The sequence below is a fragment of the Blautia caecimuris genome, assembly GCF_024622975.1.
GTDB classification, from domain to species: domain Bacteria; phylum Bacillota; class Clostridia; order Lachnospirales; family Lachnospiraceae; genus Blautia_A; species Blautia_A caecimuris.
Genome location: NZ_JANJZT010000001.1, coordinates 69,868 through 86,917, shown reverse-complemented (window position 1 = coordinate 86,917; position 17,050 = coordinate 69,868). Strand labels below are relative to the sequence as shown.

At 42.1% G+C, this 17,050-nt stretch carries 17 protein-coding genes and 2 riboswitches; of the genes, 2 read left to right on the top strand and 15 right to left on the bottom strand.

Going from position 1 to position 17,050, the window contains the following annotated elements:
• Nucleotides 1-12 precede the first annotated feature (12 nt).
• The 3 genes from NSA57_RS00415 to NSA57_RS00405 all read right to left on the bottom strand — a co-directional run bounded on the left by NSA57_RS00415 (nt 13) and on the right by NSA57_RS00405 (nt 3,366).
• Nucleotides 13-1,620, bottom strand: a complete 1,608-nt coding sequence (locus tag NSA57_RS00415; RefSeq protein ID WP_390427809.1) for a Na+/H+ antiporter NhaC family protein — start codon at nt 1,618-1,620, stop codon at nt 13-15.
• A 140-nt stretch (nt 1,621-1,760) separates the two neighbouring features.
• Nucleotides 1,761-1,959: riboswitch (Lysine riboswitch) on the bottom strand.
• A gap of 311 nt (nt 1,960-2,270) precedes the next feature.
• Nucleotides 2,271-2,801: a hypothetical protein gene (locus tag NSA57_RS00410; protein ID WP_257463685.1), complete on the bottom strand. Its 531-nt coding sequence runs from the start codon at nt 2,799-2,801 to the stop codon at nt 2,271-2,273.
• 115 nt (nt 2,802-2,916) lie between these two features.
• On the bottom strand, nt 2,917-3,366 hold the full coding sequence (locus tag NSA57_RS00405; protein ID WP_257463684.1) for a hypothetical protein: 450 nt from the start codon (nt 3,364-3,366) through the stop codon (nt 2,917-2,919).
• A gap of 212 nt (nt 3,367-3,578) precedes the next feature.
• Between NSA57_RS00405 and NSA57_RS00400 the strand changes: the two genes are divergently transcribed.
• Complete coding sequence (locus NSA57_RS00400; RefSeq protein WP_257463683.1) at nt 3,579-3,761, top strand: hypothetical protein; 183 nt, start codon at nt 3,579-3,581, stop codon at nt 3,759-3,761.
• Here the strand turns inward: NSA57_RS00400 and NSA57_RS00395 are convergent.
• The 3 genes from NSA57_RS00395 to NSA57_RS00385 all read right to left on the bottom strand — a co-directional run bounded on the left by NSA57_RS00395 (nt 3,734) and on the right by NSA57_RS00385 (nt 6,746).
• Nucleotides 3,734-4,687 carry a helix-turn-helix domain-containing protein gene (locus NSA57_RS00395; protein ID WP_257463682.1) on the bottom strand — a complete coding sequence of 318 codons (954 nt, stop codon included), beginning with the start codon at nt 4,685-4,687 and terminating at the stop codon, nt 3,734-3,736. The genes NSA57_RS00400 and NSA57_RS00395 overlap by 28 nt on opposite strands.
• Nucleotides 4,657-5,571: a helix-turn-helix domain-containing protein gene (locus tag NSA57_RS00390; RefSeq protein ID WP_257463681.1), complete on the bottom strand. Its 915-nt coding sequence runs from the start codon at nt 5,569-5,571 to the stop codon at nt 4,657-4,659. The genes NSA57_RS00395 and NSA57_RS00390 overlap by 31 nt, the downstream gene beginning before the upstream one ends.
• Nucleotides 5,572-5,855: 284 nt before the next feature.
• On the bottom strand, nt 5,856-6,746 hold the full coding sequence (locus NSA57_RS00385) for an Rpn family recombination-promoting nuclease/putative transposase (RefSeq protein WP_257463680.1): 891 nt from the start codon (nt 6,744-6,746) through the stop codon (nt 5,856-5,858).
• 172 nt (nt 6,747-6,918) lie between these two features.
• Between NSA57_RS00385 and NSA57_RS00380 the strand changes: the two genes are divergently transcribed.
• Nucleotides 6,919-7,632, top strand: coding sequence for a phosphatase (locus NSA57_RS00380; RefSeq protein ID WP_257463679.1), 714 nt, complete (start codon nt 6,919-6,921; stop codon nt 7,630-7,632).
• A 167-nt stretch (nt 7,633-7,799) separates the two neighbouring features.
• Here the strand turns inward: NSA57_RS00380 and NSA57_RS00375 are convergent, their stop codons facing one another.
• The 9 genes from NSA57_RS00375 to NSA57_RS00335 form a co-directional block, all read right to left on the bottom strand.
• Nucleotides 7,800-8,090 carry a cysteine-rich small domain-containing protein gene (locus tag NSA57_RS00375; RefSeq protein WP_022066485.1) on the bottom strand — a complete coding sequence of 97 codons (291 nt, stop codon included), beginning with the start codon at nt 8,088-8,090 and terminating at the stop codon, nt 7,800-7,802.
• Nucleotides 8,091-8,595: 505 nt separating this feature from the next.
• Nucleotides 8,596-8,788, bottom strand: a riboswitch (cobalamin riboswitch).
• Nucleotides 8,789-9,133: 345 nt separating this feature from the next.
• The gene (locus NSA57_RS00370; RefSeq protein WP_022066486.1) at nt 9,134-9,616 is read right to left on the bottom strand and encodes a YdcF family protein; all 483 of its coding nucleotides are present in this window, start codon (nt 9,614-9,616) and stop codon (nt 9,134-9,136) included.
• Nucleotides 9,616-10,125 carry an SEC-C metal-binding domain-containing protein gene (locus NSA57_RS00365; RefSeq protein WP_022066487.1) on the bottom strand — a complete coding sequence of 170 codons (510 nt, stop codon included), beginning with the start codon at nt 10,123-10,125 and terminating at the stop codon, nt 9,616-9,618. The genes NSA57_RS00370 and NSA57_RS00365 overlap by 1 nt, the downstream gene beginning before the upstream one ends.
• 460 nt (nt 10,126-10,585) lie before the next feature.
• Complete coding sequence (locus tag NSA57_RS00360; RefSeq protein WP_257463678.1) at nt 10,586-11,401, bottom strand: HAD-IA family hydrolase; 816 nt, start codon at nt 11,399-11,401, stop codon at nt 10,586-10,588.
• Between the two features lie 143 nt (nt 11,402-11,544).
• On the bottom strand, nt 11,545-12,822 hold the full coding sequence (locus NSA57_RS00355) for an adenylosuccinate synthase (RefSeq protein WP_257463677.1): 1,278 nt from the start codon (nt 12,820-12,822) through the stop codon (nt 11,545-11,547).
• Nucleotides 12,823-12,858: 36 nt separating this feature from the next.
• Nucleotides 12,859-14,292, bottom strand: a complete 1,434-nt coding sequence (gene purB, locus NSA57_RS00350) for an adenylosuccinate lyase (RefSeq protein ID WP_022066490.1) — start codon at nt 14,290-14,292, stop codon at nt 12,859-12,861.
• Between the two features lie 145 nt (nt 14,293-14,437).
• On the bottom strand, nt 14,438-15,199 hold the full coding sequence (locus NSA57_RS00345) for an amino acid ABC transporter ATP-binding protein (RefSeq protein WP_022066491.1): 762 nt from the start codon (nt 15,197-15,199) through the stop codon (nt 14,438-14,440).
• A 12-nt stretch (nt 15,200-15,211) separates the two neighbouring features.
• Nucleotides 15,212-15,859: an amino acid ABC transporter permease gene (locus NSA57_RS00340; RefSeq protein WP_022066492.1), complete on the bottom strand. Its 648-nt coding sequence runs from the start codon at nt 15,857-15,859 to the stop codon at nt 15,212-15,214.
• A gap of 154 nt (nt 15,860-16,013) precedes the next feature.
• Nucleotides 16,014-16,880 carry an amino acid ABC transporter substrate-binding protein gene (locus NSA57_RS00335; protein WP_330671269.1) on the bottom strand — a complete coding sequence of 289 codons (867 nt, stop codon included), beginning with the start codon at nt 16,878-16,880 and terminating at the stop codon, nt 16,014-16,016.
• Between the last annotated feature and the right edge of the window lie 170 nt (nt 16,881-17,050).

Below are 17,050 nucleotides of genomic sequence, written 5' to 3'. Positions count from 1 at the left end.
CACTTCCTCCTTCTATTTCTGAGTTTCATTTTCCAGATGCTCCTCCAGTGTAGGATGCATATGGCGGATGACCATAAGAGTTGCCACCATCAGCACAATTCCCACCGGAAGGGCAATCCAGGCAGTTTTTACAAATCCTGCCACCAGATAGGTAACAAAGGATACTGCTGCCGCCAGCATCGCATAAGGAAGCTGCGTAGACACATGGTTCACATGATCGCACTGTGCTCCTGCAGACGCCATGATCGTTGTATCTGAGATTGGGGAACAATGATCTCCGCATACCGCTCCTGCCATACATGCGGAAATGGAAATAATCATAAGCTCCGGATCAGAGCCCTCAAATACAGCTACTACAATAGGAATAAGAATTCCAAAGGTTCCCCATGAGGTTCCCGTTGCAAAAGCCAGACCACAGCCAACCAGAAAAATAATTGCAGGAAGAATGTTCATCAGCCCGCCTGCCGCAGAACGCATTGCATTTTCTACAAAAGCTGCTGCTCCAAGGCTGTCTGTCATGGATTTTAAGGACCAGGCAAATACCAGGATCAGAATTGCCGGAACCATTGCCTTAAATCCCTCCGGAATGGAATCCATACAATCCTTAAAAGAAAGAACTTTGCGCACCATATAAAAAGCCACAGTAAGAACCAGCGCAAATGAGCTTCCCAGAGTCAGACCTACAGATGCGTCGCTCTGAGAAAACGAAGTGACAAAATCTGTTCCGCTGAAAAATCCTCCTGTATAGATCATACCGATCACACAGCAGACTACAAGGCACACAATAGGAATCACAAGATCAATCACTCTTCCCCTTGGATTTACTCTGCCTTCCTTTTCTGCATCCGCATAAGGACGTCCCTCTGTTGTATAAAGATCTCCTTTCAGAGCATTCACCTCATGAACTCTCATACTTCCAAATTCTGTTTTGATCAGCACCATACCTACCATCATCACAATAGTAAGCAGGGCATAAAAGTTATAGGGAATTGCTCTGACAAAAATAGAAAGTCCGTCCTCGCCCTCTACAAATCCGCTGACTGCTGCCGCCCAGGATGAAATCGGAGCGATAATACACACCGGAGCTGCAGTTGCGTCAATCAGATAAGCAAGTTTTGCCCTGGATACATGATGCTTATCCGTTACCGGACGCATAACGCTTCCAACAGTCAGACAGTTAAAATAATCGTCAATAAAAATCAGAACTCCCAGAACGATCGTAGCAAGCTCTGCCCCCACTCTTGTTTTGATCCGTTTGCTGGCCCATCGTCCAAAAGCCGCAGAACCTCCGGCCTTATTCATCATGCATACCATAGCACCAAGGATCACAAGAAAAATCAGGATTCCCACATTATAGCTGTCAGACAGAACACTGATGATCCCACCCTGAAAAATATGGGTCACGGTTCCCTCAAAGGAAAATCCGGAATACAGAAGACCTCCTACCAGAATTCCCAGAAACAGAGAGCTGTATACCTCCTTTGTGATCAATGCCAGCGCAATGGCTACTACAGGCGGAATCAGCGCCCAGAATGTAGCATAAAGCGCAGGCTGCGCCGTCTCCTCTGCTTCTGCCGCAAATACAGACAGCGGACTTGCCAGAATTCCCAGAAGTATCATTGTAAGAACAGCCAGGAATACTTTTCTTTTATTTTGCATATCTTTCCTCCCTCTGATATGAAAAGAGCCATGGATGTGTCTCCAAGCGGAGTTCTCCATGGCAGCTGATCCCTGTCTGATATTTTTATCTGATCCTGTCAGTCCCTGATAGCGCTCCACATTCGTGACAGTCTGCAGAATCTTATTCTGCAGCCCAGGGCCTCGCCTTCTGGCGGTCAAAACCCTTCGGCGGTTTTTCCTTTCGCCGGAAACTGCCTGCCATGGCATGACGCAACTTCCCTGTAGGTATGTTTGCATCTGTTTCCGGGTACTGATAAAACCCGCACCTCTATCCTGTACTCTTTTATCTAATTTATTTTTATTTACTGTAACAGCTTTTCACAGAAATATCAACAGATTTCTGCATTTTCGACAAAACACTCCGAATGCTTCATCTATAAAAACATTTTTACACCCTGGTTTTCCCATCTACAGCAACTACCCGAAACTTATGGCATGCCTTTGCGAAATACTGTCCTTTCCCCTTCCCCCAAATCTTCCGATGTCTGATTTCAGTGCCAAATTTTACAAAATAATTATATCTCCCAGCTTACGGAGGCAATCACTTCAGGACTACAGAACATTTTATCGCCTGCTACCTTAAACCATCATCAGTACGCCCCCTCTGCCCCCTGTATTTTTAATGAACAGATTTTATAGCCTGGCTCCATTTCCACAAGATCTATATAACCTTTCATTTCATCTGTTATCTTCGTTCCATTCCTATTCTTTTGGATATTCATATGATACTTAAAAGCATCACTTTCTGAAATGGCATCAAACTCCAAAATAACACAAAAATCATATCGTTTCACTTCTGAATCATATGATAGAATAATCTCCTGATCTATCAGCCTAATATCAGTGCGAAAAGAAGAGGCGAATTCACACAACATTAAAGAATACGTATCTCTCATGGCATTTTCATATCCTTCCTTGGTAAAAAACTCTTTCATCGGCATATCAAGATCATTTTCAGACATTCGTTTTTTCGCCTCTTTGAGGGATACATTAAAATAACTTTCCAGAAAATTGCTGATTAACTTCTTCGGTTCATCCTCCATCGTTTTCTGTATATCATAATGAAAAAATCCTCCTACTATCCCTATCACCATCAAGAATAAAATCACCCTCTTTTTCATATTAAGTTTTCAATCTCCATTCCCTGTTTCATAATCGGCATTGTAACCACTAATACTAACAGGGCGTATAAAAACTTTTTACACGCCCTGTTTAAATATATTTTACAAACAACATTTAGTTAAATTTATATCCTTCTAATTTTGTCCCATCACAATATCCACAGTATGTAGTATAGATATTGCTAACGTGAGTACCTACCGGTTCTGAATATTTTGTCCCACCGTATTTTCCAATTTTTTGAGGATAAAAATATGTTGGATTTCCCTCGGTCACTAATACATAATAGCAATTTTTACACTGCCATCCTTGTCCCAGTGTTATATACGACTTATTTGTATTTCTATCTACCAAATTTGCCCAACCAATCCCGTACATATCATGATATGGAAGTCCATTACAAACCTCTTGAATACGCGGAAGTATTGTTGTCTTTTTCTCCCCTAATCTTATAACATCATTTAAAAACATTGGATTAGCCGATACTTGAACAATGTTAAAAAAAAGCATACAAAATGCAACAAAAAAAATCAATATATTCTTTATGCCCTTTATATTTTTTTTCATTCTACGCCCTCCTTTACATCGATTGCTCTTTTTTATAGCACAACCTTCCCATCGGTATCACCTCCTCGTTATTTTTTATTATTTTATACCATATCTACAAAGAACACCATAGCGTAACCGGTATAAATCATTTTGTACCGGTTACGTTATGGTGTTCTATAGCTAAATATATGTATAATAAAATAAATAAATTTAAGGAAGGATGTAATTATATGAATCTCAAAAAAGCAAAACTATTTATCTGCACATTGCTGCTCACCATGACATTTGTTTCTGCCAGCTCTGTATCTGCTTCAGAAACGCCCCCTACAGATACAAGTACCGAGGAAAACGCTCCTGAAACAGAATCTTCTGAAGAAATTATTCCCTATTGCGATTTAGAACGTCCATCTTGATTTATTTCCTCCCAAAACTCAGCAATAATTTTCAGATTTTTCTTATTTTCCGGATACACTTTGCACAAGTGATATGCCATCCAGACATAACACCGTGCAGCTCGTATCCGTTCTTTCTTTTCTAAACCACACTCTATTTTCTTACTGATATTCCAACCTATATTGTAATAAAAATTATACAGATAATTTAATATGCCTTTTTCTCTCAGGAACTCAATTTCTCTTTTACAAATCGTTATACTCTCATCATATTTTCCAGATAATCCCAATATACTGGAATATCCTACATAAACAATATACCGCGGTTTATAATCATTAATCATATCTTCTCTTTTAAAGTACTGGTCCAATCTATGATAAATCCTCAATGCTTTTTTACAATCACCATAAGCTTCATAATACGTTGCAAGATTATACACGATCAATATTTCTGTCTCCCTGAGGATCCGGTAAATAGGCAAATCTTCCGGTTCTCTGATCTTTAATGTTTCATAAAGCGCATCTTTCAGCTGTTCGATTGCTTCCCGTACACTGATCCGTCCTTTTTTATAATTTACAATCACTTCAATTCTTTTTAAATACTGACGGTTTTCCGGATAATCCATGGATAATTGAAATTCCTGTTCCATTTTTCTCTTCTGATTTTCTACTTCATCCCAGTCAGCTCTTTCCAACAGATTCAGCATCTTTTCCATTTCTTTTTGCAAATCCGCCATTTCACAATGCAGGGGAAACAGACAGGTATTCCCATTTTCGCCCATTTTCTGCATCAATCGAACAAATTTTTCATCCGATGGATTCAACAATCCATTTTCATACCGTGAAATTGTTACCGGTTCACAGATTCCCTCTGACAGCTCTTCCTGTGTCATGTCAGTTGCTTTACGTGTATATTTTATAACAGATGCTTTGCTGTACTCTCCCATAATTCTATCCCTTCTTCTGTAATACTTCCGTTCCTTTCCGTTTCCAGAATTTTTAACACAGTTATAAACTCATCCTGTTCCGGTTCTTTTTCTTTCCCCGGAATCATTTTCTCTATATCCCGAAGTAATTCGCATATTTCTCTGAGATGAAGGCTCTGATAACTTTCCATCAGCAGTTTTCTGGCTTCTGTAAGATGTCTGTAGGCTTTTCCTGTATTAAGATCCGATACTTCTTTTTGTGCTAGCCTGTATAAAATCTGCGGATAATATTTTTGTCTCTTCCCATAGTCCCAGTAATTTTTATCCAGATACTGCCTGATTCCTGTATGTAAAAGCAATGCCTGTTCTGCTTTATCCTGCATATACAGTGTCTCTGCCAGTCCATACAGACAGCTGATCTCACACTCTGTCAGAAACCTGGTTTCTAATTTGTCTCCGCTTACAGGCAGCTCCGTATATCCAAGCGCTTTCCGATAAAATTGTTCTGCCCTTTGGAAATTTTCCTGTCCGCAAAAAATCTCTGCTTTCTTCATCCACAGATACTGCATATGCAAACTGTCATTTTCCGTCACAAGACTCTCATATTCCCTGATAAGAAATTCAGCCTTTTCTCTATCCTTTTTTTGCAGTTTCTCAATGTGATTTCTCATCATCCGAAACTGAAATTCCTGTTCAGAGCCTATAAACTCATATCGAAAAGGAATCTGACCCATGCGTTCCAGAAGAGCATCCGCCATAAATTTATCCGGAATCCGCTCTCCCAGCTCATACCGCATAAGCGTGGTTGCTGAGCAAAGGCCAAGACATAATTTTTCCCTGGAAATCTTTCTGTTTTCTCTTATAAAACGAATCAGATTTCCTACTGTTCTTTTCTCTTCTGACATTCTTCCTTTTCACCTTCCAGCTATACTTTTCTTTCATTATAGCAAAAAACAAGGATTTATATGCAGAAAAGACTCGAAAACAGTAAAAACAGTTGTTATTATATTGCGCAAACAAAAATGACAACACTGTTATCCAATATAGAATTCCTCTGTTAAAAGTTTTGATTGATAGTTTATTGAATCAATAAGACACTCTTCCATATAAGAGCTTTGCAGACCCCTGGCGCCGACAATGACGCAGGGGCAGAATTGCTTTCCGGCAATGCAGAATCATCACCGATCTTTCACTCTTTATCTTCTGAATTAAAATACTCTTCTGCTTTTTCTTCAAATGCGCGCAGAGAATCCGCTCTGGCAGCCAGTTTAAGCAAAGCCTTCAAAGTTTCAAGGTTTTCAAGATTCCGGATCTTCTCCTGAAGCTCACAGGGAATTTCGCCTGATTCCTTAAGCAGTTCCAAAACAGCTTCCTGTGTTGCCTCAAGTCTGCCTTCCTCTCTGCCTTCCTGTTTTTCCTCTCGCAGCATTTCTTCAAAGATCATATAGCGTTCTCCCATTTCCCGGTCTGTTTTAATCTGCCGGATTGTTTTCTGGAACTTCTGGACAAGACCATCTCCAAAGTCCATTTCACTTTCCTTCAGATCTGCCGTTACAAACTTTAAAAACCTGACCAGTTCCTGTGATACTTCATCCTCATTCTCACCTTTGGTGCTCAGAAAAATAGTGCAGCTGTCATCCTCCAATTTCACATTGGGATCTTCCTCGCATATATTTCGGAAAGTATAACAGTACCGTTTTTTATCAAACGGATCAAAATCGCACACAAAGATCACAAATGTTGCCGGAAGCGTATCATAATCCTCACCGCTCTCCAAAGCTTCCATTACAATCTGGCTATGGTAATACCTGCTCCTTTTTCCAAGCTCCTTTTTCCTGCGCACCTGCATTTCCACATTATAGTGAGTGTGTTTGGCATCCTCAGCATAAATATCCAGACGGACGCCCTTGTACTCCGGATGATAGATCATACTCTTTTCTTTGCTGACCACCACACGGGCAATGGGAAAACCAAGCACCATTTCCAGAAAACCCTTACAGTTTTCTTCCACACTCATTACCGCGCCAAACATGAAATTATCTTTGATCGTCAGGTCCTGTAATGTTTTTCGTTTCTTCATCCTTCCTCCAGTTCTACAGAGGAATCCTATAAGGTGATTATATCATACGCCTGCAGAAAGTTCTATGTTTTTTCATTGACTTCTCACTGTATTCCTGCCATACTTAAAGTATATTTTATATCATCCCCTGGAAATACAGGGTATTTTATGTTTACTATACAAGGAGCAGTCTATGTATCTTTCTGATATGCATACACATTCTATCGCAAGCGGTCACGGAACCAGCTGTACGATTTCTGAAATGGCAAAAATCGCTTCCAGAAAAGGACTGAAGCTTCTGGGTATTACGGATCACGGTCCGGCCACACTGGCAGCCGGAACTCCTTCGTACTTCCGCAGTCTGACCTTTTCTCCCAGAAAACGTTTTGGTCTGGAAATGTTCTATGGAATTGAACTTAATATTCTTGATAAAGAAGGACATACCGATCTGGAGGAAGAATTACTGTCTAGGCTGGACTATGCCATTGCCAGCATCCATAGTCAGAATTACAAAAATGCTTCCTGTGAAGAAAACACGGAAGCCTACATAAACGCTATGAAAAATCCCCATGTAAAGATTCTGGGGCACTGTGACAATCCCCGATTTCCTGCTGATTATGAAAAACTGGCCTTTGAAGCTCGAAAACAGAATGTAATTTTTGAGATCAATGAAGCCTCTCTGGCGCCTTACAGCTACCGCGGTGATACTCGGTCCAACAACCGGGAAATTCTCCGCTGCTGCCGCAAGTATCGTCTTCCTGTAATTCTTTCCAGTGACAGTCACGGCAAAGAACATGTGGGGGATTTTACTTATGCCGTTGATTTTGTACACCAGGAAATGTTTCCCGAAAATCTGATCCTGAATAATCAGCTTCCCAGACTGAAAGTGTTTCTGCAGACCCGTTGATGAACAGAGCATTTTCCCTGCAGCCATATCATTCTGCCGATAAAACCCTGACGTACGGCTGAAATCTGTGTCTTCACAGTTTTTCGGCCTGTCCTGTCAGGGTTTCTTTTGATTCTTATTCTGTTTTTTGAGCCTCTGCCCATACATACCGGACAGATTTTCTTCTTTTACTCAGAATCCTTTATTTTTTTCATCATTTCCGCCAGCTCTGCGTATTTTCCGGTTATATATCCATAATTTTTTCTCTTATGAGGAAGCTGACAATTTGTACAATCCTTAATTCCTTTATCCGTATAACGAAAATTGCCTCCACATTTATCTCCAAGCGCATAAAGCGGACAATAGCAGAACAGACAGTTAAAATTTTCCGGATCTGCTCCCTGATGGCAGGGGAAATACTCACATTCTTTATTGCTGAAAAATGAATAGTGCTTACCTTCCCAATATGGTTTTTCCATGGTGTTCTCCTTTTATTTCCTGTTTCATTTTTACATTTTCTATACAAGGCTTACCGACTCTGCCGACGTTTAACAATATAACTGTAAATGAACAAATTAAAAAAAGCACACAGCAGATTCTATTGTCTGAAATTCTATATTTTCTCTTTCATAAAATATAATATAAAATAAGCAGGTTAAAAACGCGCAACGTCATAAGGGCAGATACGTCCGCTTCAAACTCCCTGAATTTCCGGTAAATGAAAAAATCGGCGTCATAAACGCCGATATCCAAATTCTTCTGAGGTTGCGATCTACTCCGGGGTAGACCATGGATTCGTTCAAAATATGCGGAGGGAACGAACGCATCCGGAGTAGTATCGCCTGCCATTTAATCATCACCCTTTAAGGGTAAGTATAATTCATACGAACAGGCGGATTCCATAAAAAATGCCTGCTTCCATCAAGCAGACAACGCCTGAAACTGCGGATTTTTCAGGTTGGCTGTTACACTTTACACGGAAGTTTAACCTCGCCATACAAAGCAGGTTTCCTGGCTCCAGAATCAATGTTCTCTTTCCCCTTCTCATACATATGTACAATGGTTTCTGAAAGATTGCTCCTCTGTTACAGTGACCGGATCGCTCAGGACTTTCACCTGATTCCCTTTTCTGACTGCTTCGCGGAAAACAGCCAGCACTTCATATGTTCAATATGGAATTATACTGATGTTATCTTACCACATCTTTATATAAATGTCAAGGAATTCCAAACAAAATTCCTCCACTTTTTAAATTTTAGCTACTGTTCACACAGAACTATTTAGCGAGGTATTTTGACGTATTTTACAGACTTACAGGCATGTACAGAAATGAAAAAGCTGTGTATTCAAAAATGGATAAACAACTACGGATTCCTCTTAATGATTTAGTTCCGTACGAAAAACTGTAAATATTATTAACTTTTCGTCACTGGGTACAGAAAGAAATCAGAATAGCGCCTTTTACACTTCTCTTACTTTTTCCTGCGGCTGAAATCATAATCCCTGTATTATGGCTGTAAAATCAAAGGTTCCCCATAATCTTATCCTTGATAACAGCCAGAATCTCCCTGGGAATATAGATCAGAAGTCTCCAGGAACGATATCTGGATGGAATTCCACAGATATCTCTGCATCCGCATTTCTTTCCGATCGCCACTCCCCGAAATACATGGAAGTTATTGGTAACAACTCCTACTGATTTATTCAGATCCCCTATTTTTTCCAGGCTGAAATCCAGATTTTCTTTTGTATTGGTAGATCTTTCCTCCAGGATCAGCCGCTCTCTGCTGATTCCATGACCGGTCAGATAATCGTACATGGCCTTTGCCTCACTGACTGCTTCCCCCCTGCCCTGTCCGCCGGAGAGAACTGCTTTGGTGTCAGGATTATTTTCCAGATACTGCAAAGCCCTTCTGGTGCGTTCCAGAAGGGCCATACTCAGTCGTGTTCCGTCCACATGGGCGCCAAGCACGATAATGTAATCAAGATTATTTTTTATTTTCATTATTTGCCGCAGCAGAATTTGTATTTCTTTCCGCTTCCGCACGGACAGGGATCGTTACGTCCGATCTTGTGCGGTTTTACAACAGTACCGGATTTTTTCTGCTCTTTGTACAGCTCTTTACGTTTTTCCTCTGTAAAAATATTATTCCACTGAGGAAGCTCATACAGCCAGTCAGCCTTTGCATCAACCATGTTTTTGTAAAGAAGCTCTTTGTCAAAAGCAAGGTTTACTTTTGTGTTCTCGTCCATTGTCTCAATAGGGTTCGGAACCTTAAGGCTGTCGTTAATGCCGTCCAGGAAACCAACCATGGTCAGAACATCCTGTCCGTATTTTTCGGCAAGCTCTTTTACTGTACCGCTTACAACTTCATCCGGATTGGAAAGAAGCTGCTCATAAATGCCTTTTTCAATATTAAAATAAGCTGCCCAGAACTGCTGAAGCTTATTGCGGTCTGCCTGCTGGTCATAAGCCATTGCACGCCACTGCTCTAAAATTGTTTTATCACTCATGTTATTTCATCCTCTTTTCAATGTATTATCAAATTTTCATCAGTGTTCATATTATAGCACTTTTATCTGGAAAAAACAAACCCTATTTTATCCCGGTTCCCATTGGTTTAAACAAAAATCACACTGTTTCCTTCGTTCACAGCAGGCTGGTCAGCATACCTTTCAAACCATCTCAGGCAATCATACTTTATCCCTGTTACTCTCACGGAAAAATATAATTATCCAATTTTATGCTTCATGTATAAGACACTGAGATTCTGGCCATACTGTTACTGTTCACTTCATCCACGGCAACAGGCAAAAATTCATTCCGCATTGCCTGTGGCAATGGAACAGTGAACGGACACGCCCGAAAACATTTGCTGCCGTAAACCGAGTATACAGCAGCAGCTTCGGAAATACTTATATCCTCCCCTTTAAAGGTTCCGGGACTGACGCTCTGACGCGGTTCCGGGATTTTTTATTTTACTCCCAGAGCCTCCAGGTCTGCTGCAGCCTGTTTAAAATCATGGAAACGCACTGCATGCATTCCCAGTTTACGTGCTCCCCGGCAATTTTCTTCCCGGTCGTCAATAAATACACACTCCTCAGGCTTCAGGCCGTAATCCTCCAGAAGGATCTTGTAAATTGCCGGTTCCGGCTTCACTTCTTTTACATCACAGGAAAATACTGCTCCGTCCATATATTTCAGGAAATTCATTTTAGCCTTTGTGCGCTCCAGCATATATTCACTGTAATTTGAGAGAATATAAAGACGATATCCCCGTTTTTTCAGATACTGTACCCAGGCCTGAGCATAGTCCTTTGTACCGATCGTCTTAGGTGTTTCTCTCAGAACTCTGCGGATATCTTTTTTGTATTCAGGAGCCTTTTCTATAAACCGGCGAATATATTCTTCCTCATCATAAAGCCCCTTATCTCTCTCATTCCAGATATCGCTCTGGAAAATTTCCTTTGCAAGCTTTTTCTCCTCTTCCTCCGGGAAATGAAAGTCCTTCAGGTAAGTTTTCCAGTCGTAATCTACCAGAACATTACCTACGTCAAAAATAACATTTTTGATCCTGCGTCCGTCTTTTTCCAGTCTTTTTCTGTTAAGAAGCCTGTACATAAGCCACATTGCGTAAGCCATCACTGCTGCAAACAGCGCCCCTGCAAGAGAGGCCATAAATTTTCCCATTGAAAATGTTCCGGTAAGAGCAAAGTACATGGGAAGGCAGAAGATCACCAGAAGAAAAACTGCTCCTGCAAGGGCCAGTCCCCTTTTCCATTTACTCATTTATACTGTACACATCCTTTCTGCTGTCAGCGGCGTCTTCATATCTGTCCGCTGTATTTTTATTTACCGGAAATATCAGTACAAAAAGGTACGGATTTCCCGGTAACAAAACGCCGGAGATACTTCCCCGGCGTTTTGTTGATTTATTTTCTGTAAATAATATCGTTTCTTCCCGGTCCGTTAGAAACCATTGTGATTGGGAATCCGATCTGTTTTTCCACAAACTCTATATATTTGCGGCAGTTTTCCGGCAGATCTTCATATTTTCTGATTCCGCGGATATCGCATTTCCATCCCGGAAGCACTTCCAGAACCGGTTTTGCTTTTTCCAGAAGTCCTGTTGTGGGGAATTCTGTTGTAACTTTTCCGTCAATCTCATAGCCTGTACAAACAGGAATTTCATCCAGATATCCCAGAACATCAAGCACAGTAAATGCAACATCAGTTGTTCCCTGCATACGGCAGCCGTATTTGGAAGCCACGCAGTCAAACCATCCCATACGTCTCGGACGTCCGGTGGTCGCACCATATTCTCCGCCGTCTCCGCCTCTTCTTCTGAGTTCGTCAGCTTCTTCACCAAAGATTTCCGAAACAAATGCGCCCGCTCCTACTGCGCTGGAATAAGCCTTGCATACAGTAATGATCTTCTTGATCTCATACGGCGGAACGCCTGCGCCGATGGCGCCGTAAGCTGCCAGAGTAGAAGAAGAAGTAACCATCGGATAAATTCCGTGATCCGGATCCTTCAGAGAACCCAGCTGACCCTCCAGAAGAATTTCTTTTCCTTCTTTCAGCGCATTCCACAGGAACAGAGAAACATCTCCCACATAAGGAGCAACCATCTCTTTATATTTCATCAGCTCTTCCATGATATCATCCGGATTCAGAAGCGGTTTGTGGTACAGATGCTCAAGAAGAACATTTTTTGTCTCACATACACGCTCTACTTTTTCTCTGAGAGCTTCCTCATCAAACAGCTCCGCTACCTGGAAGCCGATTTTTGCATATTTATCAGAATAAAAAGGCGCAATACCGGATTTTGTGGAACCAAAGGACTTGCCGCCCAGACGTTCCTCCTCATACTGGTCAAACAGAATATGATACGGCATTACGATCTGCGCTCTGTCAGAGATCATGATCTTCGGAGCCGGAACTCCTCTGTCCACAACATCCTGATATTCCTTGAAAAACACCGGAATATTCAGTGCCACGCCATTGCCGATAATGCTGGTGGTGTGGTCGTAAAATACACCTGACGGAAGTGTGTGAAGCGCAAATTTACCATAATCATTCACGATTGTATGACCTGCGTTGGCACCTCCCTGAAATCTTACGATAATATCCGCTTCCTGGGCAAGCATATCTGTGATCTTACCTTTTCCCTCATCTCCCCAGTTTGCTCCAACTACTGCTTTGATCATAACACTATTTCCTCCTCGTGTCGTTCTTTGATCTCATTATACATTAATTTCTGCGGTTACTCCCAGAAGTTCTTTATGTGCATCCAGAACAGGCTGTACGGTCTTTGCAAGAAATACCTCTGTCTGCTCTTTTGCTCTTCCCACATATCTGGAAGGCTCCATCGTCTTTTCCAGTTCTTCTAAAGTCAGGTTAAAGGCCGGATCTGCTGCGATCAGTTCCAGAAGATTGTTATCCTTTCCTTCTACCTTTACAGTACGTCCTGCTTCCATGGAAAGCTCTCTGATGCGCTCGTGAAGTTCCTGACGGTCTCCGCCTGCCTTCACTGCATCCATCATAATATTTTCAGTTGCCATAAACGGAAGCTCAGAACGAAGGCGTTTTTCAATTACCTTCGGATAAACAACCAGTCCGTCTACCACGTTCAGGCACAGATCCAGGATTCCGTCAATGGCAAGGAAGCCTTCCGGAACACTCAGTCTCTTGTTTGCAGAATCATCCAGAGTTCTCTCGAACCACTGAGTTGCTGATGTGATTGCCGGATTCAGGGCGTCCACCATCACATATCTGGAAAGTGACGCAATACGCTCACTTCTCATAGGATTTCTCTTGTATGCCATTGCGGAAGAACCGATCTGAGACTTCTCAAAAGGTTCCTCTACTTCCTTCAGATGCTGAAGAAGTCTGATATCATTGGACATCTTATGGGCGCTTGCGGCAATTCCGGCAAGAATATTGAGAACTCTCGTATCCACCTTACGGGAATAGGTCTGTCCGGATACCGGATAGCAGTTCTCAAATCCCATTTTTTCTGCGATCATCGGATCGATCTTGTCAATTGTTTCCTGATCTCCGTCAAAAAGCTCAAGGAAACTTGCCTGGGTTCCTGTTGTTCCCTTTGAGCCCAGAAGCTTCAGTGTGCTTAAAACATACTCAAGGTCTTCCAGATCCATAAGGAATTCCTGAGTCCAAAGTGTGGCACGTTTTCCTACTGTTGTAGGCTGTGCCGGCTGGAAATGTGTAAACGCCAGAGTTGGCTGATCTTTATATTTATCTGCAAATTTAGACAGCTCTGCGATCACATTGACCAGTTTCTTGCGAACCAGCTTCAGAGCCTCTGCCATAACGATAATATCTGTATTGTCACCTACATAACAGGAAGTAGCGCCCAGATGAATGATTCCCTTTGCTTTCGGGCACTGTACACCATATGCATAAACATGGGACATAACGTCATGGCGGACCTGACGTTCTCTTTCTTTTGCCACATCATAGTTAATATCGTCTGCGTGAGCCTTCAGCTCATCGATCTGCTCCTGCGTAATATTCAGGCCAAGTTCTTTTTCTGTCTCTGCAAGGGCGATCCATAATCTTCTCCATGTGCGGAATTTCATATCCGGTGAGAAAATATACTGCATTTCTTTGCTTGCATAGCGCTCTGAAAGCGGACTTACATATCTGTCTGTACTCATTCCGTTTCTCCTATCATTTGAAAAATTCCTGCCGTGATCTGCCGGTGCCAGACAGAACCACAGTCTCTGTTTCTGCCTTTTCCTGACAGTCATATCATACGAGGAAAATTATATAACATCCCACATTTAAAAGCAACCTCTTTTCTCAGGCTCCCTGGTGGAATTTGCCCAGAAATTCGCGCATACGGGCATTCTCAGAGGAAAATACCTGCTGAGGAGTTCCTTCTACAGCAATTACTCCCTGATCCATAAAGATCACCCTGTCTGAAATATCCTTTGCAAAATTCATTTCATGGGTGACGATCACCATGGTGATATGAAGATCTGCAAGTGAACGGATCACCCGAAGCACTTCTCCGGTAAGCTCAGGATCAAGAGCTGAGGTTGGTTCGTCAAAAAACAGAATTTTAGGGTTCAGCGCAAGAGCCCGGGCAATAGCCACACGCTGACACTGACCTCCGGAAAGCTGACAGGGATAGGCGTTTTCTTTGTCAGAAAGTCCCATCTTTGCAAGAAGCTCCCTGGCTTCCCTGTAAACTTCCTCTTTTTTTCTTTTCTGAACATGGATCGGCGCATCTGTGATATTTTTTATTACAGAATAGTGGGGAAACAGATTAAAATTCTGAAACACCAGCCCAAAACAGGAACGTATTTCTTTTAACTGTTTTCCGGAAGGAACCACTGTCTTTCCGTTTTCCATCCACACGGATCTTTTTCCCATATAGGAAATTTCTCCGCTGTCAATGTCTGTCAGCATGGTAGCGCACCTTAAAAGAGTTGATTTCCCGGAACCGGAAGGACCGATAATGGAAACAATCTCTCCTTCTTTTACCTGAAGGGAAATATCTTTCAGAACACTTTGTCCGTTAAATTCTTTTTTTATATTTTTCATTTCCAGAAGATTCATTTCCGTCTCCTCCTAATGATAGTAATTCAGTTTTTTCTCAAACCATTCCATAACCCAGGCAACTACAAAATTAAATATGTAGTAGAACACGCCTGCAATAAAGAACGGCATAACGGTTGTCTCCGCAGCGGCGATCTGTTTTGCCAGAGCAAACATCTCAATATAAGATACCGAATAGACAAGGGAAGTATCTTTTACCAGTGTGATCACCTCGTTCGTTACAGAAGGAAGTACGTTTTTTATCATCTGTGGCAGAATGATCTTCATAAATGTCTGCTGTCTGTTGTAGCCCAGAAGCTGCGCAGCCTCATACTGTCCCGCCGGAATGGACTCTATTCCGGATCGGTAGATCTCAGCAAAATAAGCTGCATAGTTCAAAGAACAGCCCAGGATAATCGCTGTAAATTTATAATTTCCAATATTCATTCCCCAGAGATAAAAGGGTCCGAAATACCACAGAAGAAGCTGCAGCATAAGCGGCGTTCCTCTCATAACAGAAATATAACATTTTACCACCAGACTGAGGGGTTTGAACCTGGAAACCCTCCCAAAATATATCACCAGTCCCAGAGGCAGGGAAAACAGAAGGGTCAGACAGAAGATCATAAGCGTTGACCCGAAGCCTCTGGAAAGCTGTTGGAGCATTACCTGAAAACTCATATTTTTTCCTCCGTTATCAGGCAGAAAAGCTTTTCCTGCCGTAATAAAGCTGCTGTACATTTTTTATTTTCAGCACAGCAGCTTTTTTGTCTTTTATTCCGGGTTCTGACTTCTGCCCGGTTCTGATTTTATCCGTTACTGTTTCCGGCAGCTTTTATTCTGCCGCTTCTTCAGAATCAGTTTCTCCTGTTTCTTTTTCTGCAGCCTCCTCGCTTTCCTCTCCGGAGGCTTTCAGACTTACCATATCCGCAATTTCATACTTCTCTGCAAGCTCCTGCACTGTCCCGTCTTCCGCAAGCTTCTGAAGATCTGCATTTACAATTTCACAGAGTTCGTCGTTTCCTTTTTTGAATCCAATTGCATACTGCTCCGTATTCAGACTTTCATCCAGGATCATAAAGCCCTCCCCCCTGGAATTGATCTGATATTTTGCAACGCCGATATCAATAGCCAGCGCATCAAGGGCTCCTGCCTGAAGTTCTGTAAATGCAGTGTTGTAATCCGCAAATTCATTCAGCGCTGCAAAGGTATCTGACAGCGCCTTCTGGCCGCCTTCTTCCTCGCTTTTCAGAACGTCCAGCGCTGCAGATGCCGCCTGAACGCCTACGGTTTTGCCTGCAAGGTCAGAAAGCTTCTCAATGCCGGAATCCTCTGCCACAACGATCACCTGGCTGTTATCCACATAGGGAACAGAAAAGGTATACTCGTCTTCTCTTCCGTTCATGGTAAAACCATTCCAGATACAGTCAATGGATCCGGAGTTCAGCTCCATGTCCTTGGAGTCCCAGTTCAGAGGTTTCTTCTCAAGCTCCCATCCTTCCAGCTCACACACTGCCTGGGCAAGCTCCAGATCAAAGCCTGTATACTCTCCGTTTTCATCCATATATCCATAAGGAGGATATTCCGCATCAAAACCTACGATCAGTGTTTTATCCTCAATTCCAGCCTGAACGTTTACCGCAGACATCATACCTGCTGCCATCAGAGCCGCCATCATTACCACAACTGTTTTTTTCTTCATACTGTCTGTCTCCTCTCGCTTTACTCTTCTATGTTATCACGTAGTCACTCTACCATATGAAAGTATTGATATCGTAACATACCTGTACCCGCCTGTCAAGACAGTTTTTATATATTTACAGACAGTAAAAAAGCCAGCGGGATAAGCTGGCTTTTTTGGAGAAGGTATTT

Coding starts and splice junctions, on each gene's coding strand:
- NSA57_RS00365 (WP_022066487.1), bottom strand. CDS start 10,125: ATGAGTGATAAAACAATTTTAGAGCAGTGGCGTGCAATGGCTTATGAC.
- NSA57_RS00375 (WP_022066485.1), bottom strand. CDS start 8,090: ATGGAAAAACCATATTGGGAAGGTAAGCACTATTCATTTTTCAGCAAT.
- NSA57_RS00370 (WP_022066486.1), bottom strand. CDS start 9,616: ATGAAAATAAAAAATAATCTTGATTACATTATCGTGCTTGGCGCCCAT.
- NSA57_RS00355 (WP_257463677.1), bottom strand. CDS start 12,822: ATGATCAAAGCAGTAGTTGGAGCAAACTGGGGAGATGAGGGAAAAGGT.
- NSA57_RS00415 (WP_390427809.1), bottom strand. CDS start 1,620: ATGATACTTCTGGGAATTCTGGCAAGTCCGCTGTCTGTATTTGCGGCA.
- NSA57_RS00410 (WP_257463685.1), bottom strand. CDS start 2,801: ATGAAAAAGAGGGTGATTTTATTCTTGATGGTGATAGGGATAGTAGGA.
- NSA57_RS00390 (WP_257463681.1), bottom strand. CDS start 5,571: ATGTCAGAAGAGAAAAGAACAGTAGGAAATCTGATTCGTTTTATAAGA.
- NSA57_RS00385 (WP_257463680.1), bottom strand. CDS start 6,746: ATGAAGAAACGAAAAACATTACAGGACCTGACGATCAAAGATAATTTC.
- NSA57_RS00400 (WP_257463683.1), top strand. CDS start 3,579: ATGAATCTCAAAAAAGCAAAACTATTTATCTGCACATTGCTGCTCACC.
- NSA57_RS00335 (WP_330671269.1), bottom strand. CDS start 16,880: ATGAAGAAAAAAACAGTTGTGGTAATGATGGCGGCTCTGATGGCAGCA.
- NSA57_RS00345 (WP_022066491.1), bottom strand. CDS start 15,199: ATGAATCTTCTGGAAATGAAAAATATAAAAAAAGAATTTAACGGACAA.
- NSA57_RS00395 (WP_257463682.1), bottom strand. CDS start 4,687: ATGGGAGAGTACAGCAAAGCATCTGTTATAAAATATACACGTAAAGCA.
- purB (WP_022066490.1), bottom strand. CDS start 14,292: ATGAGTACAGACAGATATGTAAGTCCGCTTTCAGAGCGCTATGCAAGC.
- NSA57_RS00360 (WP_257463678.1), bottom strand. CDS start 11,401: ATGAGTAAATGGAAAAGGGGACTGGCCCTTGCAGGAGCAGTTTTTCTT.
- NSA57_RS00405 (WP_257463684.1), bottom strand. CDS start 3,366: ATGAAAAAAAATATAAAGGGCATAAAGAATATATTGATTTTTTTTGTT.
- NSA57_RS00380 (WP_257463679.1), top strand. CDS start 6,919: ATGTATCTTTCTGATATGCATACACATTCTATCGCAAGCGGTCACGGA.
- NSA57_RS00340 (WP_022066492.1), bottom strand. CDS start 15,859: ATGAGTTTTCAGGTAATGCTCCAACAGCTTTCCAGAGGCTTCGGGTCA.